Annotated in this window: 16 protein-coding genes and 1 pseudogene; 8 read left to right on the top strand and 9 right to left on the bottom strand. The window is 45.0% G+C overall.

Annotated features, from left to right (window positions below; genetic code table 11):
- Window positions 1-70 precede the first annotated feature (70 nt).
- Window positions 71-1,654 (bottom strand): IS5 family transposase, encoded by a 1,584-nt coding sequence (locus PVA01S_RS11675; protein WP_412760906.1) that lies wholly within the window; start codon window positions 1,652-1,654, stop codon window positions 71-73.
- 292 nt (window positions 1,655-1,946) lie between these two features.
- Between PVA01S_RS11675 and PVA01S_RS11670 the strand changes: the two genes are divergently transcribed.
- The 4 genes from PVA01S_RS11670 to PVA01S_RS11655 all read left to right on the top strand — a co-directional run bounded on the left by PVA01S_RS11670 (window position 1,947) and on the right by PVA01S_RS11655 (window position 7,361).
- Window positions 1,947-3,020, top strand: coding sequence for an endospore germination permease (locus PVA01S_RS11670; RefSeq protein WP_127607711.1), 1,074 nt, complete (start codon window positions 1,947-1,949; stop codon window positions 3,018-3,020).
- 2 nt (window positions 3,021-3,022) lie between these two features.
- Window positions 3,023-4,549 (top strand): spore germination protein, encoded by a 1,527-nt coding sequence (locus PVA01S_RS11665; RefSeq protein WP_127607709.1) that lies wholly within the window; start codon window positions 3,023-3,025, stop codon window positions 4,547-4,549.
- A complete protein-coding gene (locus PVA01S_RS11660; protein ID WP_127607707.1) occupies window positions 4,546-5,682 on the top strand; it encodes a Ger(x)C family spore germination protein in 1,137 nt (378 codons plus the stop codon). Before PVA01S_RS11665 ends, PVA01S_RS11660 begins: the two co-directional genes overlap by 4 nt.
- A gap of 596 nt (window positions 5,683-6,278) precedes the next feature.
- Window positions 6,279-7,361 (top strand): helicase-related protein, encoded by a 1,083-nt coding sequence (locus PVA01S_RS11655; RefSeq protein WP_459558708.1) that lies wholly within the window; start codon window positions 6,279-6,281, stop codon window positions 7,359-7,361.
- 217 nt (window positions 7,362-7,578) lie between these two features.
- On the opposite strand, the gene PVA01S_RS11650 is transcribed toward PVA01S_RS11655, so the two are convergent.
- The 4 genes from PVA01S_RS11650 to PVA01S_RS11635 form a co-directional block, all read right to left on the bottom strand.
- On the bottom strand, window positions 7,579-9,216 hold the full coding sequence (locus PVA01S_RS11650; protein WP_127607705.1) for an alpha-amylase family protein: 1,638 nt from the start codon (window positions 9,214-9,216) through the stop codon (window positions 7,579-7,581).
- 35 nt (window positions 9,217-9,251) lie between these two features.
- Window positions 9,252-9,902: a carbohydrate ABC transporter permease gene (locus PVA01S_RS11645; protein WP_236595706.1), complete on the bottom strand. Its 651-nt coding sequence runs from the start codon at window positions 9,900-9,902 to the stop codon at window positions 9,252-9,254.
- A 213-nt stretch (window positions 9,903-10,115) separates the two neighbouring features.
- Window positions 10,116-10,991, bottom strand: a complete 876-nt coding sequence (locus PVA01S_RS11640) for a carbohydrate ABC transporter permease (RefSeq protein ID WP_127607701.1) — start codon at window positions 10,989-10,991, stop codon at window positions 10,116-10,118.
- Window positions 10,992-11,046: 55 nt separating this feature from the next.
- Window positions 11,047-12,357 (bottom strand): ABC transporter substrate-binding protein, encoded by a 1,311-nt coding sequence (locus tag PVA01S_RS11635; RefSeq protein ID WP_164751807.1) that lies wholly within the window; start codon window positions 12,355-12,357, stop codon window positions 11,047-11,049.
- A 615-nt stretch (window positions 12,358-12,972) separates the two neighbouring features.
- Between PVA01S_RS11635 and PVA01S_RS11630 the strand changes: the two genes are divergently transcribed.
- On the top strand, window positions 12,973-13,833 hold the full coding sequence (locus PVA01S_RS11630; RefSeq protein WP_127607698.1) for a helix-turn-helix transcriptional regulator: 861 nt from the start codon (window positions 12,973-12,975) through the stop codon (window positions 13,831-13,833).
- Window positions 13,834-13,910: 77 nt separating this feature from the next.
- Here PVA01S_RS11630 and PVA01S_RS11625 read toward each other — a convergent pair whose 3' ends face one another.
- A complete protein-coding gene (locus PVA01S_RS11625) occupies window positions 13,911-15,782 on the bottom strand; it encodes a beta-L-arabinofuranosidase domain-containing protein (protein WP_244932939.1) in 1,872 nt (623 codons plus the stop codon).
- A gap of 201 nt (window positions 15,783-15,983) precedes the next feature.
- On the opposite strand from PVA01S_RS11625, the gene PVA01S_RS11620 reads away from it, so the two are divergent.
- Window positions 15,984-16,829 (top strand): AraC family transcriptional regulator, encoded by an 846-nt coding sequence (locus PVA01S_RS11620; protein WP_164751806.1) that lies wholly within the window; start codon window positions 15,984-15,986, stop codon window positions 16,827-16,829.
- Window positions 16,830-16,872: 43 nt separating this feature from the next.
- On the opposite strand, the gene PVA01S_RS11615 is transcribed toward PVA01S_RS11620, so the two are convergent.
- Window positions 16,873-18,711, bottom strand: a complete 1,839-nt coding sequence (locus PVA01S_RS11615; protein WP_127607694.1) for a sigma-54-dependent Fis family transcriptional regulator — start codon at window positions 18,709-18,711, stop codon at window positions 16,873-16,875.
- Between the two features lie 257 nt (window positions 18,712-18,968).
- On the opposite strand from PVA01S_RS11615, the gene PVA01S_RS11610 reads away from it, so the two are divergent.
- Together PVA01S_RS11610 and PVA01S_RS11605 are read left to right on the top strand one after the other, a co-directional pair.
- On the top strand, window positions 18,969-19,970 hold the full coding sequence (locus PVA01S_RS11610) for a 4-hydroxythreonine-4-phosphate dehydrogenase PdxA (protein WP_127607692.1): 1,002 nt from the start codon (window positions 18,969-18,971) through the stop codon (window positions 19,968-19,970).
- A gap of 337 nt (window positions 19,971-20,307) precedes the next feature.
- The gene (locus PVA01S_RS11605; RefSeq protein ID WP_127607690.1) at window positions 20,308-20,499 is read left to right on the top strand and encodes a hypothetical protein; all 192 of its coding nucleotides are present in this window, start codon (window positions 20,308-20,310) and stop codon (window positions 20,497-20,499) included.
- Window positions 20,500-22,017: 1,518 nt separating this feature from the next.
- Here the strand turns inward: PVA01S_RS11605 and PVA01S_RS11595 are convergent.
- Together PVA01S_RS11595 and PVA01S_RS11590 are read right to left on the bottom strand one after the other, a co-directional pair.
- On the bottom strand, window positions 22,018-22,353 hold the full coding sequence (locus PVA01S_RS11595; RefSeq protein WP_127607686.1) for a helix-turn-helix domain-containing protein: 336 nt from the start codon (window positions 22,351-22,353) through the stop codon (window positions 22,018-22,020).
- Window positions 22,354-22,666: 313 nt separating this feature from the next.
- Window positions 22,667-24,020, bottom strand: a pseudogene (locus PVA01S_RS11590) (IS4 family transposase).
- Window positions 24,021-24,661 lie beyond the last annotated feature (641 nt).

Here is a 24,661-nt window from a genome sequence, read left to right as displayed (position 1 = left end):
GTTACCTAAAATGGTCAAAATCGGTATACCAAAGCATACTTAGGGTTTGCTGAACAAGATTCGTTCCAGTCTACGCCCAACGTAAGACACTGAACCCAAACAGTCTGAAAAAAAACAATAAGAGAGCCCGCAGCCGCCGCTCCAGATTCATGACCAGAAACTGAAGGGCGATGACGGTTAAACTGGTTTCGGCGCCGCGTGCGCGAATGCGACCGAGTCCCAATTTGCGTTTTCCTTCTCCAAACTTTCCTTCGATCGCATTACGCTGTGCGGCATCCTGCCGCTCTTGCCTACAATCGCCATCGCTTTGCTGTTTTGATGGTCTGCCGAGCTTGGGGCCGCTGAGTCGAATCCTAAGCTCCTTGCAATAGTTCAAGTTGTCTCGATTGCGGTAGATTTTGTCGGCCAGAATGACGGCAGGGTAATGCCCAAATCGCTGCTTGTATGTTTCCACCGATGCTTGCAGCGTTGTTGCCTCGTTGAAGCTGTCCCATTGCGCCGTTTCGATCCAGGCATAACCGTCCACCATACTGGCAGCGATTTTGGCGCCGAACTCTACGTTCGCCCCAGCTTTGCCTCGAACCATCGGACGTACATGCGGCTGTTCGATACTCACGATGCGGTCGGAGATGACATGCGTCTTCTTCTCCATCATTTGGCGTTGTTGGCGGTAAAGCTCCGAGATGATCAGCAACTGGCGATAGTGTCTTTTGCTCAGCTCCGTGAAAGGCGTATGCGTCACAAGTGCTTCAATGATCCGCAGATCCCGTCCCACGTAGCCAAGTTGCTTTTTGATCGCTTTACGGATCACCTTGCCCGATGCCTTGCGTTGTTTGGATATGCCCAGGTACGATTTTCTGGCTTTCTCACGGTACGTGCGCGGCTTCTCCATCGCTCCGATATGGGGACGGTGCAGCACGTCAATGATGTCTTCGAGGATTTCACGGGCATGATTCAAAAGCCCCAAGTCCGTCGGATACTTGATGTCCGCAGGCGCACATGTCGCATCCAGCATGAGGGTGCCCCTGTTCGTGACATTCGCTGTCGGCGCAGCTGTGGATGGCAGGACGTGTGGCTTTCTCGCCATGTTACGGGTTTTCTTCGTCACATCGGGGGCGGGGGCCTCCTCAGGTATTGAGAACGCTTCCCCGACCTCCATGGTAATCTGCGAGCCGCCCGCATCGTTATCGTCATCATCGCGATCTCGCTTGGACGATTTCTGTTTCATCGCTACCTCTCGCTCGGCTTGCAGCGCGGCTTGGGCAATCCAATCGTTGATTTCAGCCAAGATTTCCAAGCCGAGCCGTTCCCGAAAATGCGTTAACAGAGAGTGATGAAACGGCTCTTCGTCTACATACTCGGTGTAGCCCAAGAAGAATTGCAAATATGGATTCTCTTGGATTTGCAGGGTCGTCTCGCGGTCACTTAAACCAAGACGCTCCTTGATGATGAGCGAGCCGAGAGCGATGCGTGCCGAGTAAGCCTTTTGGCCGATAGCTGGTGACTGGAACGATCTCACATATTTCTCTTCTACTATGCCCCAAGGGATGAGTGCTGCAAGCTGCACCCACCGATTAGCAGGATTTAATCTTCCGCCAAAGGGTAAATAGAAATTTTCTAACAGATCCGCCATATCTCGATTCAGCACGAACACTTTAGCTCACTCCATCTGCAAGGTTTTTTACCGTTTTTCCGTGTTTTCCTTGCAGATAAATTCGACAAAAGTGCCTTAAAACCCTTGCAGAACAGGGAATTTTTGATTATTCAGCAAGCCCTACTTAATGAGACAATATGGGAATAAATGCTGCGAAGTTCTAATTCCCGAATCAAAGCTGGATCTTTATCGAAAGGAATTTCTGAAATGAGTAATTTGGGATGAAAATGAAGAAGATGGGGAAAGTAATGGTACTGCTTCCATTTAGTATTTCACAGGGTAAGGTGAGTTGATGCCGAAAATTTCAGTTTTACAGTCATACATGATCATAATGCTTTCTGTCGGTTTGCTGAACCACGTCATCATCATACCGTTACTGCTCGGTGCATCAGGGCGAGATGCCTGGCTTGTAGTACTTCTTGTATTAATCGCTTCGCCAATTTGGATTGGCATTCTGAGCTATATCCTAAAAAACATGAACGGAATGCATGTTAGGGATTGGTTAAAGCAACAATTCGGAATGGTTCTCTCGGCAACCTTGATTGTCCTATACAGTGTACTTGTATGGCTTATGGGACTCATTTCCTTTAAGGACACTATAACATGGACAATTGCAACTTATATGCCTCAATCTCCAATGCTTGTTCTCGCAGGAACAACGCTTTTCGGATGCTTCTTCGCGGCATTTCAAGGGCTTCGCACCATTGCAATTTTAAGCGGGATATTGTTGCCTTTTGTTGTTATTCTGGGTGACCTTGTCATGACTGCAAACTTTCAGTTTAAAGACTACACCATGCTATTTCCTCTACTCGAAAATGGGTTATCTCCGCTTTGGAAAGGCATTCCCTACGTAGCTGGGGGATTGTTGGAATTGTCGTTGCTGATTTTGTTTCAGCACAAGTTAACGAACAAACCAGGTTTCAAAAGTTTAATGCTTATTTGCATCATATTATCCGGGCTAACGATCGGCCCTTTGATGGGCTCGATTACCATGTACGGCCCTGATGAAGCGGCACACCAACGATACCCCGCTTTCGAACAATGGAGAATGGTTCGACTGGGCGAGTATGTGGAGCATATTGATTTTTTCTCGATTTACCAGTGGTTATCCGGTATGTACATTCGAGTTTCCCTTTCCCTGTTACTCTTAAGCGAATTGTGGGAATTGCAAAAGTATAAGTGGTTGCCTATGTTTCTGGGCGCTTTATTCATGCTGGTTGCTGCGTTGTTGCCAATCAGCGATATAATTTTTCAAGAACTGCTCAGCCGATATTACTTTCCTTCGTTTTGTGTCTTTACCATTGGGGTCATGTTCGTATATTTCGTGCGAATTTTAATCTCAACACGGAGTAAAAGGAGCAATTGAAGATGATAAAGCTTTTCAGAAATAAATGGGCAAAGGACATAAAATCGTCGACACAACAAAGGCCGGCTGATACACAACCGCTTAATGAACAAACCCTTCTTCAACATTTCCAGATGTGTTGTGATGTAAAGCATCATGTTTACAAATTAAAAACTGGCGAAGATCAATCAAGGATCGTCTTACTGTATTGCGATGGGTTATGTGACAGCCAACAACTCATTCACGATGTAGTACTTCCTCGCTTGACTCGGTTTTACGAAAATTATAGCTTTCAAAAGAATCAGGAAGTGCTTGAGTCGTGTCAATTACATCTTGAGATCATTTCCCCCGAGGAGTGGGAGCAGAAATCCGAAACGGATATTTTTGAGGGAAAGCTGCTTATATTTATTCCGGCACTAACCTCTTTGTTCTCCTTCGATATATCGAAAAAACCGGCACGCCAGCCTGAAGAATCCAATATTGAGGTTTCCATTCGAGGGCCGAAAGACTGTTTTGTGGAGGAGCTCGGTGTCAATGTTGCGTTAATTCGGAAACGAATCAAGTCAACAAGCATGGTATACGAAACGAAAACAGTAGGTGTCCGGACAAAAACAACTATTGCAATTCTGTATATGCAAGACATTGTTGATCCGAAAATCGTCCAAGATATCAAGACTAAATTGGATCGCCTTCAAATTGACGGAGCATTCAGCGCCACTCAACTGGAAGAGTTAATGGAACCGGCCAAAGCTTTGTTTCCTTTGATGGGCTATACGGGAAGACCAGACTTTACCGTTAACTGCATGATGAATGGACGTGTAGCGCTGATTGTGGATGGTACACCGGCTGCATTGATCGCCCCGGCAAATTTGTACCTGCTCCTGAAAACGCCGGAAGACATCCACTTTACTGCTTTATCGGCTACGTTTGGACAATCGCTTCGTTTGCTCGGATTGTCCGTATCACTCATGCTGCCCGGTTTTTGGGTTGCCATTCTTTCGTTTCATCAGGATCAGTTGCCCTATTACCTTCTTGCAACAATTGGCATCAACCGATTAGGCATTCCTCTTGGCGTGGCAGGGGAAATGTTTCTCGCGCTCATCTTTTTGGAAATATTGCGGGAAGCCGGTGTTCGATTGCCCTCCGCGGTTGGGTCTACAGTTACGGTAGTAGGAGGGCTCATTTTAGGGGATGCGGCCATTCGCGCAGGATTTTTATCCCCTAGCATTGTTGTCATAGGAGCAATTACGCAAATATTCGGTTCAACTGTATCCAACTTGTCACTATCTGGGACAATAAGCATTTTGCGCTTTTTTCTGTTCGCTATGTCATCGATTTTGGGGATCTATGGTTTCTTACTTGCGTTGTTTATCGTAATAACTCACTTAGCCTCTTTACATTCATGCGGTTTGCCTTACCTGGCTCCGGTTTCGCCTCCATATAAAGATTTCGCCAATGCCTTGTTTCGATTACCTTGGAAATGGCGGAAAACTCGGCCAGACATGCTAAATACTCAAGATTCTACAAGCCAAGGGGATAAGCAGAAATGAACGCATACAAATTTACCGCAGTTCTTCTGCTTCCCTTCTTTCTCACCGGATGTTGGAGCAGGTACGAAGTGCAAAACATGAACTATGTAACTGCTGTAGGAATTGATTATGCGGATAGCCAATACATCATTTATGCGCAGTTGCTCGATTTCTCGACAGTGGCAAAACTGGAAGGACAACAGAAAGCGGAACAGCCTCCGGTCTGGATCGGTAGAGGAAAAGGTATCTCATTTACAGAAGCAGCGAATGATTTATACAGCACTTCGCAACAAAGGTTAAACTGGGGACAAATCTCTGCAATCTTTTTTAGCGAAAGGTTATTGAAGGAACGAAAAGTCGGTGAAGTGTTGGAACTGATCGACCGATATCATGAGATAAGGTACTTAGCTTGGGTGTTCAGTACGCGCGATCCCCTTGACGAGGTCTTAATTGCGACTCCATTTCTCAGATTATCGCCCAAAGCATCGATTCTACATAACCCCGAACAGAATTTTCGGCAGCGTTCTATCCTCGCTCCGATCCGCCTGCAAAAATTTGTAATGGATTCAAACGAAAAGGCGAAGACAAGCTACATACCAGAATTATCTGTTCGAAAGGATCAATGGAAGGAAAATCAAAAACCGCATGAGCTGCTTAGATATTCAGGCATACAAATATACGATAAGGACAAATATTACGCACGCATGAGCCTCGAAGAAATAAAAGGATTGCCATGGCTGAATAAACACACAATCCGACTGCCCGTTGACTTGTTTTCCGATAACAAGCTTGTTGCAGTTCTCGTCGCAGAAAAACCCGAATATGACGTCAAACCAAGGGTTAAATATGACAAAGCATATTTCGATATTTCCGTTAAGGTGAAGGCCGGAGTAAATGAGCTACATGCAGACGTTACGGAGCAAGAACTCACGCAACTGGCTCAAAAAAAAATTGAGCATCAAATTAGGCAGACCTTTCAAACCGCGTTTGAAAAGAGAATAGATATTTATAATCTAGGGGAATCTCTTTTTCGCAGGAATCCGTATGCGTGGAAACGGATTGCATCTGGGACTGTACTAAACAAAGATTCCTTACGAACGATCAACGTTAACGTACAAATCGTATACCCTGGCAGGTATAAACTTTCACCTTGATATTTGGTTGTGATTTACTTTGCGGGTGGTGTCAGCTTCGCTGGTACTGCCCCTATATGGGGCATTGGGCGACCGGTGCCCGTTTCATTTGAGTTATAACCTCCTTGACAAACTGCACTGGAAGGAACGGGCTATCGGGCGAAAACCCGGTTTGCCCGTTTTTACAATTTGCCGGAACTGATGAATATGTTCAAGGAAGTGGCCGACATCCAGACGGCGGACATGCTTCAGCTTCCCGTGCCGAAAGCTCATTTCAACAATGTTGCTGTGCCGCCAAGCGACTTTCAGCGCGATATGGTTGCGGATCTTGCCCGCCGCGCCGAACGGGTGCGGGCGAAGGAAGTGGAGCCGCACGAAGACAATATGCTGACGATCACCAACGACGGACGCAAACTCGCGCTCGATCAAAGGCTGGCGAATCAGATGCTTCCCGACGACGAAGGCAGCAAAGTGAGCGTTTGTACGGACAACGTTTACCGGTATTGGGCGGAACATCAGGAGCAGCGGTTGACTCAGTTGGTGTTCTGCGATCTATCCATCCCCAAACAGGATGGTTCCTTCAACGTCTACGACGAGCTGCGGCGCAAGCTGATGGAATGGAAAAAGGTGTTCCTGCTGAGGAAATCGCCTACATTCACGACGCCAATACCGAAGTCAAGAAAAAGGAACTGTTCGCCAAAGTACGCAGCGGCCAAGTTCGGATACTGCTCGGATCGACGTTTAAGATGGGGGCGGGCACGAACGTGCAAACGAAGCTGATTGCACTTCACGATCTGGATTGCCCGTGGCGTCCAAGGGACCTGGAGCAACGCAGCGGACGCATTATCCGGCAGGGGAATCAAAACAGCGATGTGCACATTTTTCGCTACGTCACCGAGAACACGTTGGACGCTTATCTTTATCAGACGCTGGAGAACAAGCAACGCTTCATTTCGCAAATCATGACCAGCAAGTCGCCGGTGCGTTCCGCCGAGGACATTGACGAGACGGCCCTCTCTTATGCCGAGGTCAAGGCGCTGGCGACCGGCAATCCGTACATCAAGGAGAAGATGGACTTGGACATTCAAGTGTCGAAACTCAAGCTGCTTAAAGCGAACCACTTGAGCCAACGCTACGCGCTGGAGGATCGGCTGCTCAAAATGTTGCCGCAGCAAATCAAGTCCACGGAGGAACGGATTGTCGGCTATGAGCAGGATGCCGCTTTGTTTTTACGATCCAAAGCGAATGTACAGGAGGAATCGGAGGAATCGAAGTTTCCCGGAATGGTTATCAAGGATTTTACCTATACGGAGCGAACGGCAGCAGGCGCGGCTTTGATGGACGCTTGCAAAGGCATGACTTCGCTCGATCCGCAGGAAATCGGCAGCTACCGCGTTTTTTTCTCATCAGGGGGCATTTCTCGCATGTATTCTTTATCAAACGTTTTGCCATCTGGCATTCCTCCTAGACATAAAAAAAATAGAACCGGCAATCAAGACCCGCTCCTTGTTCATTCAATATGGGATTACATTTGCTGCAGCATAGATAACCGTTCGATTACCTACTTGCGCGCTGAGTACCCTTTTGATCCAATAGAATCTCCTCCCTCGCATATGATTTCCTACGCAAAAAAAAGCCCCAGCAGAGGGAATCCTTGGAAACAAGCAGACTACACCTGTTCTCATAAATTCCGCCACTAGGGCATTTGACTTCACGTAAGGTTAAAACAAGATTCTTAGTTAAATATACCACAACCCCCTCTCATATGGAATAGAATACCACGCATTTTTTCATTTATGCGTCTTATAACCTTTTACATTGAAGAAATCCTACCTGCTGCCTCTTCTGCTAGAAGTCTCTCAATGATCATCATATCTTCGTTTGTGCAGCGGTAGCCTTACCTTGTTACTTAATAAATTACAAGAACATCCTTTTGTAGTGATTTGCCATGTCTATGACCTTATCAAATTCAGCCTTAGCTTGTTCGAACGTACCGTCGACGAAGGCAATCGTCGGAATATATTCTTCCTTAAGCTGCCTCGGCTCGTACTGGCAGTATCCCAGTTCATGCACCCCAGTGCTGCCCCGGCTTGGTTCGGCTTCGAGCAGATGGGCGACCATTCTCGCGTATCGCCCTACCCAGCTAGGGTTTTTCAGAAATGGTCGACTTTGGAACGTGGGGAATATTGTAAGCAAGCCGTCGTACCAATTCTCGGCGGTGACCAAGACATCCGGTCTATCCTTCACAATTGCATTTTTCAAGCCCTTGAGTCCCTGACATACATCGAAATCCGGATCGTTCACCCAGTGATGGGCGGTATCCAGGAAGACGGAATCGAAGCCATATCGATCCATCAGACGAGTGACCTGCCGAGTCAACTCTGTTTGCCAGGAGGGAGCTCCCGGATTGAGCCAAGCCTGCCATCCGGTATCGTGAGATCGGCTCAAATCCCAATCCGGTACGTTGCCATGATATTGGTTTCGCGAAGCCGTTTTCATATTGGCATCTGTCCCGTACTGCGGGAAATTAGAGAACCAAGCATTCACGCAGTTGGCCCCGAACATCGGCATGATATGGACCCCCAGCTTTCGTGATTCCTCGCATAAACGCTGGAATCCTTCCTCCCCACCAAGGAGCGGATCCGGACGATAATCCCCGTATTGCCAGTAATACCGACCTTCCCAACCTGGTAAATAGGCCAAAATATTTTTGCCATCTGTACGCTCTGCGGCATAGCGGATAATCTCCAGCATTTGATCGTATGTGTTGAATATGTAACCGGACCAATGCATTCCATGCAGCGTGAGACAAAGCGAGATTTGCTTCGCCCAGGACGGCATATCGGTTCTGTCCTTCCAAGGTATTAAGCCGATACCGTTTGGAGACTCGGCAAACTCAAGATATTGGTTGAGGAATGCTGTTGGCTCTACATTGCGGCCAAGCACCCAGGCTGGAACGTCGATTTTATCGTCAAATTTGCTTGCGGACTCTTCGTGAATCAATTCGACCGTATAGGTACCTGTGTTTGCACCCATTTTTTCTGGATAAACCGCAAACCGCTTGTCCCTCACTTTATGATCTTGGCATTGAAACGCCAAGCAGCCATCCTTATCGATCTCACGCACAAAAAATGCAGGAATCTTCAAGTTATTCTCACGATGAATCCAATTATACGGGTAATGATAAATATCCCCAGCAGCACCCACGACATCTTCTTTTTCGGTGCTTGCATTGTACACCGCTATGGCATCCAATTCACGCACAAGCACCTTCACACAACGGATTTTATGAGAGGCCTCTGCCGATATTTTTAACACCAACTGCCCTTGATCATTAGTAACCGCTTGGAGTGTGAAGCGGCCTGGTTTCTGCTGCTGCTGACCGGCGAAGCTTAGCTCCTCACAAACCAGCTTCCAAGAGCCGTCCTCTTGCGTAAACTGTGTTTTTTCTGGATTTAAGCCATAAGTGTTTTCGAGTGTAATAATTTGAAAACTAAGTTTCCATCCGTCGAAATTGTAAATCGGATCTCTGAAATCAAAACTAAAAAATTGCAATTATTGTCATCCCCTCAATATTAAATGGCAGCTTTTTACTTGACAGCACCGTTCGTTAGGCCGCTGATGAAAAACCGCTGGAGAAACACAAACAAAATGATCATTGGCAAAAAGTTGATGATGGAACCTGAAGTTAGCAGTCCCCAATCGTTGCCGTACTGGCCAATAGCCATATTCGTCAACCCTATGTTCAGGGTTCGCATATCATCCGTTGTCGTGAATACCAGCGCGACAATATAATCGTTCCATGTTGTGTAGGCAGAATGTATCGCTACCGTTGCAAGCCCCGGCCAAGCGAGTGGAATCATCAGCTTAAAAAAGATTTGGAATTCCCCTGCCCCGTCGATCAATGCGGATTCACGTATGGCGTCCGGCACAGCGTCGAACGAATTAAGCATCATAAATACCGCCACCGGAAGATGGAAGGTGACATAAATGATAATGAGAGCAAGATAGGTATTTAGCAGATTGAGGCTCTTCATTATGGAAAACAGCGGAATTAACAGCGTCTGAAACGGAATCATGAGCGCTATTAGAATCAACAAAAGAAATATTTTGCTGAAAGGGATCTCAAGCTTGGAAAACCCATACCCTGCGAGCCCACCAACCAAAACGATGAGCAACACTGAAATGATTGTCAGTACGATTGTGTTGAACAAATACGTTTGAAACAAGCCGTTGTTCATGCCCCAGATTTCCTGATAATGCTCAAAGGTGATCGAGGACGGGATCCATTCCGGAGGAGTTTTAATAATTTCCTTTGACTTCTTCAGCGATGTGCTTAGCGTCCACGCGAACGGAAGAAGAAATAAGACAGAAAGTACGATATTGAATAAGTATTTGAATTTGTGCCGCTTCAATGTATCGAGAAAACGAATCAAAGCCATAAAGTCCCACCTTTAATAATTTACCGGATTCCTCAGTATACGCATTTGAATTAAACTTAATATAATTAGGATAAAGAGCAGAACGAAGGTCATCACCGAGCCATATCCCAGATGGAAATATTTGAATGACGTTTTATAAATCAAGTGAACGACGGTTGTCGTCGTGTTAGAAGGCCCGCCTTGAGTCATGATAACAAACTGCTCGAAAGCAAGCACCGAACCGATTACCGATAATATCAAAGCTAAGGCGAACGAAGGACGCAGCAAGGGAAGGGTAATATACCGAAGCACTTGCCAGCGGCGTGCGCCGTCCACATTAGCAGCCTCATAAATGTCCTGAGGTATAGATTGCAGTCCAGCGAGCAATATGATCATCGTAAAGCCCGAGGTTTTCCATGCGATCATAAGCACGATAGCCGGCAACGATGTGCTTGCATCGCCCATCCAAACAATAGGCTGCTGAATCAAGCCCCACTCCAGCAAATAGTAGTTCAGCAGACCATATAAGTCATTGTATATCCATAGCCAAACCAAGCTGGAGGACACCATAGAAATCACGACGGGTGTGAAATAAACGGAACGAAAGAAGATAATTCCCGGCAATCGTTTATTTATAAGGAGCGCTAGGCCAAAAGCAACAATAAAGATGAGCGGAGTTACCATAAGCGTATACTTCAGGGTGAACCATAAGGTACTCCAGTAAGTTTTATCCTTGAACAAATCGATGTAATTATCCAAACCAATAAACGTTTTTTCCCCCAGCACCGGCCAGTTATAAAAGGACATGATGAGGGAACGGATTAGTGGATAAATAAAAAAGATCAGATTCAACAAAACAGCAGGAAGTACGAATAGCAGATGGACTGGTTTGATGCGGATTTTAGTCATGTGTCCTCCACTGCAAGGAAAGGGGAGGTCTCTCCCCATTCCGTTGCATTATGTTTTATTTCTTTTGCAGGATGGCGTCCATGTCTGCAGCGGCTTTCGTGAACGCATCTTTAGCTGGTGTTTTACCTAGAAGCGCCGATTGAACGTTACTGAGAATCGGATCATATAGTTCATTGTACTTCGTGGTAAAAGGCGTTACCGCCACATCAAGTGACTGTGCGAACATCTTATACTTCGGTTCTTTATCGAAATAAGGATTGTTGTAGAAGTCCTTGCGTACCGGAATAGATCCATTTTTCGCGAACGTCTCGACCTGAACTTCTTTGGACAACGCGAACTCGATAAATTTCCACGCTTCTGGCAGCTGTTTTGAACCGGACGTGATTGCGATAAGCTCTCCTCCACCGAAGGAAGCGTGGCCTTTGCCCTCATTTTTCGGGATCATTCCGACACCGTACTCGATATTGGAAAACTTCAGATTCAAATCAGACACTCGGAAGTTACCATTGACCATCATGCTCGCCTTGCCAGACGTGAAGGCGTCAAAGGCTTGTTGGGACGTATAGGTCGGCGATCCAGGAGGAACCACTTTATCCTTATTGGTAAGGTCCGATAAAAATTGCAGCGCTTCGATCGCTTGAGACGAATTCACCATCGCCTTGGTACCATCTTTGTTGAGGAACTCCCCACCGTTGCCCCAAACGTAAGGCATGAAAGTAAACATGAGTGTACCGGCAGTACCACCGCCATACACGTATCCAAAACGGTCTTTATTCGTTAATTTTTTCGAGTACTCTTGAAGCTCCTTCCAGGTAACCGGCGGTTTTTCCGGATCAAGTCCTGCATCCCGGAAATGTGCCTTGTTGTAAATAAAAGCAGAGACGTCTGCGTTAAACGGTAAAGCGAACTGTTTGCCATCCTTCTGTCCCTGGTTCAGCATACTCTTGCTAAGCTGGTCCTTAAAGCTTAGACCATTATACTGCTGTGTGATATCTTTGAACGCACCAATTGATGAGTAATAGGGAGCCAGAACAAGATCCACGGATACGATATCCGGAACCGAATTGGACGATAACGCAGCGGTAAATTGCTGATTAAAGCTCTCGGTAGGAATCGATGTGACTTTGATTTCTACGCTTTTATTTTCCTCGTTGTATTTTTTAACTGCTGCTTCTAATAACCGGGCGCCATTCTCACGAGTCCACATCGTTACGACTTTTTTGGCTCCACCTGAATCCGGAGCAGCTTTCGCTCCGTCATTCGCCTTTGCCCCACCATTCGTTGCGGCCGGTTGTCCGGAGCAACCGGTCAAAGCGAGTACGAACAAGCTGGCAAGCAGTGCTGCATTCACTAGTTTTTTTTGCATACATAAAACCTCCATTGATATATCTTTTGGGCATTTGGATTTGCTTGTTGAAAAGGATCTAAAAGCTCCCCGCTTCAATTACATCCCTGCCGATTCGATTAGCAACCGCTTACATAAGTACTTTAAGAGCGTCTCCTTATTGCAGTTCTCAAGTATATCGAAGATCGTATTTTCTTGTGTGCGAATCTCTTACCGCTCATATCAAGCAATATCTTAAAGGACGTTTTACCACAGTTCTTGCACATTGTACATATTTAGAAGCGGAGATGCACTCTCCGACTCGATATGGTATCAGTTTTTGATAATAGGCTGATACTACCATTGCACTCCAAAAACATCAATACGATAATCCGAGTTTTATATAAGAAGACGATTTACAAATTTCAACTTATTATCTTCGGTAAAAACTGACACACCCTTTTCAGCTCGATAACTACAAGGTTAGCGTTTACACTCCTAAAATGAGGAAAACTAACGATAACTCCCCCCTTTGATTCTGCTCCTTAGTTTACTAATGCTAACAATTTCAAGTATATTAATAATAGTGAATGTGAAACAGTATAATGTTGACCCAATTTTAGCACAATATGACACAATATAATTTAGGTGATAGACTTGAGTTATTTCCATTTTGAATCACCACCGTTACCTCATTTCGTCGCTTGTGGGGAAGCTACTTATGCGATTGGAAGAAGCCATGCCGAACGTTCAAACATCGGTGTGTTCGATATGATTTTCGTCACTCGTGGAAGCCTACTGATGATGGAAAGTGATACACAGTGGAGGACGGGACCGGGTGAATGTCTAATTTTGCGGCCCGATGGTTATCATTTTCAGTTGAATCCATGTGATGAAGAAACCCATTTTTATTGGCTTCATTTTCAAAGCATCGGCAAATGGATCGAAATACAAGAGCAGAATCGCGGCTTCTTAGGTGTGCAAAGCCATTTCATGCTTTCTTTTAATGTTTCGATACCCCGATATTGGAAATTGCTAAATCCGACCAATGCTTACGAGCAAATACGCAATCTACTCACATTAAAGGGCCAGCCTGCTTATTCGTCCCGTTGGGAAGAGCAAACCATTTTTCAAAAGCTGTTCTTTGATCTTCATATTGAACAAGAGCCTTTATCCTCCGCCGTCAGTAGATTGGCCGATGATACGGCCCGATATTTACGGCAAAATTCCCCAGAGCAAATTACTTACGAACAGCTCGGGAAAATTTTTAACTTTCATCCCTCCTACATCACGCGCTGTATGAAAAAAGTGTACGGTTGCACACCTGTGGAATATTTAACGATTGTTCGGCTCGACCAATCGAAAATTTTACTGCTTAATACCGATTTACCGATTGGGCGCATTGCCGAGGAAGTCGGCTTTCACAGCAGCTCCTACTTCACGAAATGCTTTTGCAAAGCCGAAAAAATTACCCCCCACAAATTTAGACAGCAATTCAGATATAAAGGCGGAAATTAGAGAATAACTCAAAAAATCCGCAAGCATCGACCGAGGTCGAGCTTGCGGATTTTTGTATAGTAATTATTGTGTTCGCGTTACTTTTGCACTACCGGGAATTCACCAATACGTAAACGGGCACTGCCATAAGGGACCAACTCCAGATCTACGACTGGCTGCGTCGGATCCAGCTTTGGCTGCATCGGCGGCGTTGCCGCGGAATGCATGTCAAAGCCCCAATTGGGCAGCAGTTGTCCTTTTAGTATTACGCGCACCGGGGCATTGGATGCCTGATAGGGTTGATAAGGTATTTCATCTTCACTGATGGTGATACGTGTGTCCGTCCCGTCAATTAGACCGTATTTCCAAGGAGAAGCTGGATATACCTCCCAATCACTGAAACGTTCCCGGTTGCGCATGCAAGTCCAGCTTTCGGTAATAGGCAGCACGTACACCAAAGGCCCTCTTTCCACGCTTGCCGCGAAGTTGCTGCGGCGAGATTGCTTTACTTCCATCGGAAGCGACAAGTCAATCTCGTCGCCGTCACCCCATTCGCGTTCGATGCGTGCATAACCATCCTTCGTGGTGAACGTTTGACTGCTTCCGTTGATCTTCAGGACGGCACCTTGGCACCAAGCTGGAACCCGCAGGTAAAGCGGGAATGTCTCGCTGCCCTGCAGCGAAAGCCGGATGTGAATGCTTTCTTTAAAGGGATAATCGGTGATCACCTCAGCAGTGATTTGCTTGCCGCTACCCGTCGTTGTACGAACGAAGCACGGTGCGTAAGCAACAGCAGCAATCCCGCCATCCTGTGTGGACATCCAAAGATGAGACACAAGCTTGGGCCAGCCTTGATGCATATTTGCTGTGCAGCATCCGAAATTCGGGGCTAGTCCGAACGTATTGGCATCATCCCGATTCACCCAGTTACGTTTGGCCACATTACACACAACCTGATTCACCTGCTGATCGTATTGATGTGAAGTCCAATCCGCCGAGATCGTAGCCGGCAGAGCGTTATAGGCAACTTTCTCCAAGGTGTCTCCGAATCTCCCGTCCCCAAGGATGCTGGCAACATGCTCCAAGCTGAACATGTACTCAACCACGGCGCATAGTTCGACCCCCTGGCTTGGATGGGTACCGGATAACCACTCATCGCCGGAGAACATCCCGTGGGCTTGCCCATGATACTTCATTAGGCTTTCCAGTCCTCTGTACACAGCCTCCCGGTGTTCCTCCTGTCCGGTCAACCGATAGAACAACGCCGGCGTTTTCAGTGCCATAGCCACATTCACTACATGTGTGCGATGATCGAACTTCCCTTCATATTTTCGCCAAAATGGGAAGTCATTGAAGATGCCTGGCCAATCCAACGTTTGCTTTCTTATTTTATCTGCAATCTGAAGCAGGAACTCTTCATTTGTCCGTTGATGCAACCAGAGTATGGACAGCATCAAATCTGCTCCGCGTGCTTGTGCCCAACCCTCTAGAGGCATCTGCTCGATCACCCCGTCAAGATACCGGAAAAACCGCGTTAAGAATGGAATGACCCGCTCATCACCGCTGGCTTCTTGATGCTGGGTCAGTACCTTCAGCATAATGGTAAAATGCCACCAGTCATGTCGTTTATTCACATCATTATTAACGGTCGTGATGTGATTGGGGCCAAACATGCCGTCTTCCCTTTGACTGGATAACGCCCATTCCACCCACTTCATGGCTTTGCGGATGAGTGTCTCATCTTCCAGTAAGTAGGCGAGCGGAAAAAGCCCGTCTACATAGTAAGGACCACGCTCCCAGCTTTCTCCTTTGCCGCCCAACCATCCATTGTCTGAACCGACGTCTTCCCAATGCTCCTCCAAATGTCCAGTTAGTCCATCTGCCTGTATGTTCAATTGGTTGCGAATCCACCCAGATGGTTTGATACTCCCCAGCGGCAAAGGGGTAAAAATCGGTTGTTTTAACATCATGCCATCCCATCCTCCCAAGAATATTGAAATCATGTCCCCCCACATTGTAGTGGATGCTAGGAGTGTCAAAAAACTACATTCCCAACTATTTTTAGTCCGATTTAAACCAACGAGCTGGATTTACAATCAAGATAATAAAGGTTACGATGAGGGGCGAAGTAGAATAATGCTAACGTTCCGATGAAGAAGGGGCCTGCTCACATGAACTCATTTCAATTGGTATGTCCGCCTTTGCCGCACTTTCTAATTTGTGGAGAAGATGTGTATGAAAGGGGACAGCGACATCCCAGCCGTCATTCCATTGGCGTGTTTGATTTGCTCGTGGTAACTCGCGGTTGCTTATATATTGGAGAAGAAGAACGCCAGTGGCGTTTAGAGGCCGGTACCTTCCTGCTGCTTCGCCCGGATCGATACCATTATGCGACACAAGGCTGTGAGGAGGAAACCCATTTTCACTGGCTGCATTTTCAACCGATGGGTGAATGGTCAGAGGTTCCAGAGGGGGCCGCTATTCCGCAGCCCTTCCCGGAAGAATCGCAGTTCGTTGCATTCATCCCCCGCTTTGGCCGACTGTCACTAGACAGCAGTGTTTATCAGCAGCTGGAGTCGTTACTTGGCATGGTGCGTCGTTCCAGTGTGCAGTGGAAGCATCAGATTGCTTTCCAGCAGCTGCTTCTGGCGTTGGGTCAGGACAAGTCGGACAGCCATACGTCTTCCGTTTACCGCATTGCCGAACAAACCGTCACCTACTTGCGGATGCATTACCGTGAGCCGTTTCGCAACGAACTGCTTGGAACGAGCCTACGCTTTCATCCGATGTACATCACTCGCTGCATGAAAATGGTGTACGACTGTACTCCGTTGGAGTACATCACAAGATACCGTATTGAACAGGCGAAGCGGATGCTTATGAATACGGATCTGCCAATCGGGCGAATTGCCGAGGAATCCGGATTTGAGACCTTTTCTTTTTTCAGCAAATGCTTTCGTAGGACTACGGGTACCAGTCCGCGAGATTACCGCAAGCGAATGTGGACACCTGATTGATATTAATAACGATCAGGCGAATGAAGGAGTTTGGGACATCCCGTTATGTCTGTCCTTGTAGATGCTCTTTTATTTTTCTGTACAGAGTAGCGCGGTTAATGCCTAACCGTTTTGCAGTTCTGGACTGATTGTACTCCTCTTGCTCGAGTACCATGAGAATAATGTGTCTTTCAATTTCCTCCAGGGTCATATCTTTAGTTAAATCAGGGACAAGCTGGTTTCTAGGATTTATCGAGAATTGCTTATCAAGAATGGGCTTCGCAATTTCCATTGTAACGAACATCGAATTCGCCCTTTCAATTAATTCGCACAGGACGTGTTTTAGCTCCGTCAGGTTACCGGGCCAATGATAAGACTTTAATTTTTTAAGAACATCCGGCTTAAAGCCTATGACTTGCTTGTTTATCGTCATGCTAACTTCTGCAAGATACCAACGAATGATGTCATCCAGGTCTTCAATCCGTTCGCGCAGAGAGGGAATCGAGATACATTGCGGCCGCAATTGGTAGTAAAGCTCCATATGGAATCGGTTAGCGTGCACTTCCGAAAGTAAATCGATGGAGCTCGAAGTCACCAATCGGAAACGGGACGATTGATTTAGCAATATTTCGCTTAATTTCGACTGAGCTGTGAGTGGTAATTTACCTATTTCTTTAATGTAAAGCATTCCTTCGCGGGCCTTTTCAATTAACCCTTCCGTTTGCTGATTCTCTGTCCCGAAAAGGCGGTTAACCACTACTTCAGGTGGCGATACGAGATGCTCGTCAAAAGCAATAAAAGGGCCTCGATTAAATTGGGAGTTATGATATAAAGCCTTTGCGAGTACGCCTTTATTGGTGCCTGCCTCTCCACAAATAAGAACGGGTTTGCAAGCCCGATCCCACGCTTCTAAGTTACTCAAATCCCCCTCGGCTACTCTCAGCTTTTTCATGACCTGTTTAAGGGTTACTTTTCCTTCCGGCAATAAGGTGTCACCGTTTAGCTTTCGTCTCAGTATTCGCTCGAGATCTAAAATTTGCTCTGTCTCTTGCAAGGTAAAAATAAGTTCATCCTTTGAGGATGGGCATTTTTGAAGGATAAGCCATTTTTGATTCCAATTTATTAAACGATGCTTCCGGCTCGTGAGCCCGGCTAAGTCGTCCAACTGCCATTTTTCTAGCCACTCTTTCCATGTTAATTGGGTGATTGATTCTTTAGGTAGATTAAGTAATTCCTCCGTTTTATTATTAATCAGGATGATACGGTTATTGGAATCAATGATAAATATCCCTTGATTTAACTTATCCAGCAAGGATGAGAACCTGATATTTCCATCCTCGATCTGATTATAGAAATAATACAGGTCCGTAACTTTTTTTAAGGCACCATCAATAGCTTCCTTGCCTGATGCGATCATGACGGTTTGGATCCCTTTGGACTCGGCCAGAGAAGCCGTAAGCGCATCTCCGATAATAACTTCAACCCCCTGCCTAATGGCCTCCATGACCGCTTGCTCAAATTGTTCGAAAGTCTCAATTGTTTGCGCCAGCACCTCTATTTCCAATAACTCCGTTATCAGTTTGACATTTTGGAGCACGTTGGCGGAACCGATCATCCCCATTTTACCTTTAAATCCTTTAAGTATCGTAAGCGTGCGGAGTATGTCATAGCTTGTAATTTCTATCTCAATAACTGGAATTTGACTATGCTTCTTAAATAACTCAAAGGTTGCTCCTCGGCAAATGACGACATCATACCCGTGATACTCTACATGATTAAGAAGCTCCTCACCCCTTCGGATATTCCCAATCTCTACATCGATTCTAAAAGGGTAGTTTTCTCTTATATTAAGAATCATCTCTTTAAAGCCCTCATACGGTGCTATGACAAAACACTTAAACATATATGGTATCTCCTTTGTTTATTTCTAAAGCCGGCATTTTTACTGGATAAGTATATATTACAACCTTTTATATTTGTACATAACCATTGGAGGTCACTAATGTTTAATTTCAATAAAATTTTAGTACACTATGCTATATTTTGCATCACATCTCTCTTCTTAGCGTGTTGTATTATGAAACTTCGAAAAATATAATGATTTCAGATAGGCAAAACGAATGAGAAATTACATCCATTATATCGAAATGGGGAGATTAAATGAGCGGCAATCGCAAGGTTACGATGGGGCTTCTGTACGGTGATGCGACGGGTATAGGATCTGAATTGGTGGCAAAAGCCCTGCAAAATCAGGACTTATTTGAAGACGTTACTTGGGTATTAATTGGAGATGAGAGGGTCTTTCGATTAGGGGCGGAAATTGCTAATTGTTCGCTCCAATACAGAAAGATTGAGAGCATAGACCAGATCGACCCGAATGAAGAAACGACTTGGCTCATAGATACGGCAAACACCGATCCCCTTACGTTACCGTTAGGTAAACTTTCCGCTGAGTCCGGCAAAGCAACAGGCGATAACTTGACACTCGCAACTCGACTCGCCCAAAACAAGAAATTGGATGGTGTAGTTTACGCTCCATTAAATAAAGGCGCGCTTTATAAAGGCGGGTATCAATTTGAGGACGACATTCACTTACTTGCGTCGCTGTTTGACTATAAATCGGGTTTCGGTGAAGTCAACGTCCTAGAGGATTTATGGGTAACAAGAGTTACATCCCACATCCCCATGAAGGAAGTCGCGCAACATATTACTAAATCAAGAGTACTGGAAGTAATTCGGTTCGCGAATGTAATTCTCAAAAAAGCTGGTTTTACGAACCCGAGGATTGCAGTATCTGCATATAACCCACATGCAGGAGACAGTGGTTTGATTGGAATGGAAGAGATTGAGGAAATTATTCCTGCAGTTGAGGCTGCTCAACAAGAAGGACTTAACGTAGTAGGACCATTTCCAGCAGATACGATTTTCCTTCGTTTAAAGGAAAACCCGTTTGACTGTTTAGTATCCATGTACCATGATCAGGCACAGACGGGGATGAAGTTAATAGGATTCGATAAAGGTGTCACTGTAAACGGAGGACTTCCCGTTGTATTGGATACGCCTGCCCATGGAACGGCATTTGACATCGCCGGTAAAGGAGTAGCCAATCCTGGCGCTATGATCACTGCGATGAAATTGGCGGTTAAAATGGTTCGAGAATAAATCCCGGGGTCATGGCAAGGGCTATAAAAACATCTCCGGCCGCTTTTGGACCGGAGATGTTTTTACCCCTCGGAACTTCTGCGGAGCAATTCGAAAGCAACGAGGCCATGTTGTTTTTCCGAAAAAATGAATAGAGGAGCCAAGAAACGGATGAGCGAATTAGGCATCATTGCCGATGACTTAACCGGGGCTTCCGACTCCGGTATGCAGTTTTCGCGGCTTGGTCGGAATGTGAAGGTTATCTGGGATATAGGCAGATTGGAGCAGTCACCGACCGGCCGAAGTGATTGTAAAAGCTTTGTCAGATCAGGTTGTTTATGAGAAGTGCAGACCTTTTGTGATTGGGGACATCAAACGGCTGCAAAAGGCGGAAGCTATATTGAAAGCGGGTTTGGTTATCCGTTCCATTCAGCCGTCGGATGACGCCGACTTCCGCTTCGGAACCGTGGACTGCCTGGATCTTGATCTGCTGCCTGTTGACCTGCCGTTCGGTGCAGTTTCCGCTGAGGCGGGGAACGCGGGGTTCTAATATTCGGTAACTGCGATGCCGCTTCCGGGGGTGACGACTCGACGGCAGCGCTGCTCTATATGCTTTATGGCTATAATGTACCAAAGGAAAAAATAACTCTTTTTCATTCTCGCGTGGATGGTCCCCCCGAAAATGAAGTCTTCTTCGGTTGGCCTGAAACCGAGTCGTATCTGGAATATCTTAGTCGTTACTTTGATTTGCCTCTTATTATTGCTTGGGGGAAAAGGGGTTTCTAAAACGAATTGAAGATAGGGGAATGTTTCCGGACAGTTCCGCGAGGTACTGTACATCTTATCTCAAGAGAGATGTGTACTTGAAATATGCGAGGACCAGGAGCGGAAACATTTTATGCGTTACTGGCGATGATAAGAAGCCTGCCATAAAGCTGTTGTTCCGACATGAGATGTTGCATTAATGTTTGCTCCTCGGTCTAGTACAAATTGTACTTCTTAAATATTCCCCCTTCTAGCTGCACCAACAATTGCGGGGCAATGTGAATCATTAAGTTCCGCTCCATTATTAATCAACAACTTTACTATTTCAAAGTCATATTCGCGAAATCCACACCAACAGTAATCTAAATATGTTCCAGTTCCTGGGGCTCAATAATTCAAATCGATCCCTGAAGAGATTAATGATTTAACAGCCACAATATCTTTATTTTTAAACACATTTATCAACTCTTGATTCATCACTGAGTATTCACCATCCTAAGATTTATACCATACAAATGCAATATATTTGTAATAATTCCATCCTTACAATCATTATTCTGCCAGTTAGTTTAATAAAAAGAACGCTTCCCGCGCCTTCGCTTGGGCTACGTCCTCCTCATTACATTCCATTTCCAATTACCTATTATTGGACATACGCGAGTAGCATGTATTGCTTAAACAGGGGTCTCATCTTAACCTAAGCACTAAGAAAATACTTTATTTTCTCAGTCTAGAACTTTATTTTCTTCGAACATTTAGGAAAAGTAAGATTATCAGTTTTTTTTAGTCTAATGGTTTATTTTCTTTTACCACCATGAAGAAAATATTCTAGAATGACTTAGACGAACGGGCGGGGGGCAGGAAAAATAAAGAAGCACCCACATAAGCGAGTGCCTTGATAATGCTGTTATGGATTATAGGTAAATTTATTATAACCATTTTTACGATTACGAATATATTCGGACATTGCTGACTTTGATTCAGCCGTTTGCCCTCCTGATTGAGCTAAGATACCAACAGGATCAATGATCTGAGCTTCTTTAAAATTAACTGTTCCGATAGTAACACATAAAGGCTGTCCATTTGGATTTATTCGGATACCAAACAATAATTTTCCAATCATAATACTATTATAGTATACTCTAATCCAGTGGTTTGATACAACACCATCAATGCCAAATTCTGCGCGTTGGTTTAGCTGCGCCGCTTTATTTTTTCAGTCTTAGTACTTTAATTTCTTGGAACACCATTTTCTAAAGTGGACACCAGTATTATCAGGACTCCTTCGCCATCGCTACTGAGCCTAGTCAATAGTTCTTAATCTCGCTTTCAACAGTGCAATCTCAATAATTTCCCTTTTATCATAATCATTAAGATTCCTAAAAACCTCAATTAATTTTTCTTCATAATAGTCGTCATATGTATCCCCATCATTCGAATCAACTCCGGTTAACAACCAGTTTAGGTTCACATTATATTGGGTTCTAATTGAAATTAGTGTTTCCGCAGACGGGTTACTATTTCCTTTTTCAATTTCACTCAGGTTACCTTGGGAAATCCCTATACTTTTCGCGAATTGAGATTGGTTCTGTTTGTTTTCTTTTCGGATACACTTTATTCTATATCCAATTTCATTCATACATCTCACCAGCTCTCTCTACAAAAATTAAAGAGGGTAGCCTTAGAATATTCCATCAGCTACCCTCTTCGATGTAGATAAAAAAGTTCACTTTCCGACTTTCTTAACTACTTTCCAACATTCTTTACTACTTTCCGAGTTTTTTACATCGGGACAACAGGTGTTAGGTGTAAAAGATCTCTTGAACCAATCTTGTTGATTTTATTGGGTTTGCCGCGGCACATGATAAACACAAAAAATAAAATGTCATGAACCACCAGTAATTACCATGAAAAGAATATTGTGAACCACTCTGCTAACTGCTATTACTAACTCAACTTTCGCAGCTTAGTTTCCCAAACAAACCCTTGATGTAGTTAGGTAAACCAGCCATCCATTCCTGCACTTGACTCAAGATGGTAGACTGTTTTCGTTTTGGCTTCGACTAATTCTACAAAGAATGAAATGAGTTGTTGCAAGGCCAGTTTCAAATCTATGTCACGGACCTCGTCCGAAAATAGGAAGAACAAACCGCCAAGCGAGCGCTGGTCATTCTCCTGACGACGCTCCCACTCCATGACTAAATAGCGGGTAAACACAATAGTGGTATGGCTTATGAGCATGTCGAAGGAACGCCCCTGAAATTCAGATCCAAGCTTTAGGAACGACTTGGTGAATTTGAAAAAGGTTTCGATGCTCCAGCGCATTCCGTAAATTCGGACGATTTCCTGATCGTCTAAATCGAGATCAGTGCTAAGGATAACCAGCCACTCCCGACGTTTGTTTCGGTTTTGTACGAATACCAGCTTAATTGGCAATCCGCAAGCCGTATGAACCAATACCGAGCCCAGGATATCTGCTTTTTTGGATTTGGGTAAGGAGGCATACAATTCCTTCAGAGACAATCGTTTGTCGCCAAGGAAGTAGCGCTGCTTCATGTCCTTGATCATTCCAATCACATGCAGTCCCCGGGTCATCAGATCTTTTAATAACGGAACTTGCGTAAACCAACTATCCATCAGCACGAAATCAGCCGAAAATCCGGCTTTTAACGCATCGTCCAACAAAGAGACCACCGCATCGGGTTTGCGAGTCAGCGCTTCGGTCCGGCGCTTGTAACCCTGTGAACGCTTAAAGAGATGATCTTTCATTTCGCAAAAGCGGTTTGCCAGTTTGGCGGAGCTTAGCATGACAAAATCGATCGGCGCAAAGCTGAATCCATCCGACCAGCCAAGCGTCAACATCGTATATCCGCGAACGAAGCGACCGGTCGTATGATCATGGACCCGGGCGAGTAGTTCAGCCTTCTTACTGCGATTACGGTTAATAACGGAATCATCGATGATAAACGCTTTAATGCGTGAGGATGAAGTGAGCGATTCAAAATGGCTGACCATCTTCAAACTGAGTGCATGCAGAAATCGCCGCCAAGCAAATCGAGAGTGATTCAGAAAACGATAGACTACGTCTTTTCCCGGCAAGGAGGATCTTCGTTCTCCTTCCAAAAGACGAAACCAGTTTCGACCCTGGAAAACTAGAGAGAAGATCAGTTGAAAGACCGCTAAACTAGACATTCCAAAGGATTTTTTGATGCCAGCTTTACGAAGGATCTGTCCAATACCTAAAGTCGAAAATAAGTCAGAAATGCGTTCTTTATCCTTCTCAGACAGCGGATTGTGGTGTAACATAGGAAGTACAACACCTTTCTTTGTTTGGGATGGTTGCTAGTCACTTCCATTTTACCAAACAAGTGAGGTGTTTTTCTGTCAAGAACGATCATTTTGCGGAGGCATTGCCTGTTACATCAAGGGTTTGTTCGAAATTTCAAGCTGCGAATGTTGAGTTACTAATTTATTCGATGAGCCCGCTATCCCAATCAGATTTATCTTCAACTATAACATTGTTTAATCCTGTCATTAACATTTCTTCACCACTTTGGTTCTGTAGGAAGAAAATATATTCATTTTTTCCTTGAAGCCTTCACAAAAGGCCTCAAACCCACCAGTATTTTTATCAGTAATTCCAGAAATCATATACTCCACTCAAAGAAAAATCATTTGTCATTTCAAGTCCCAAGCTTTTTATAGAAACAGGACTATTGCTTAAATAATTAAAAAACATATATAGGGCTACTGTATCTTGATACTCAAGACCTGAGGAATTGTGCCCCTCCGGTATACAGAGGACCAAAATATGAATGATCCACTACAACAACCCCTTATCTGATTTCTTAAAATACTATTTGTGTTTGCTTTTGCACGACAGGGTTTACTGTTGGTCATGAAATATAAGAAAGGACCTTTCAAATTATACCTTTGAGATCCCATAC

Source organism: Paenibacillus validus NBRC 15382, assembly GCF_004000985.1.
Lineage (GTDB): Bacteria > Bacillota > Bacilli > Paenibacillales > NBRC-103111 > Paenibacillus_G > Paenibacillus_G validus.
This window is presented reverse-complemented; position numbering and strand designations above follow the sequence as displayed.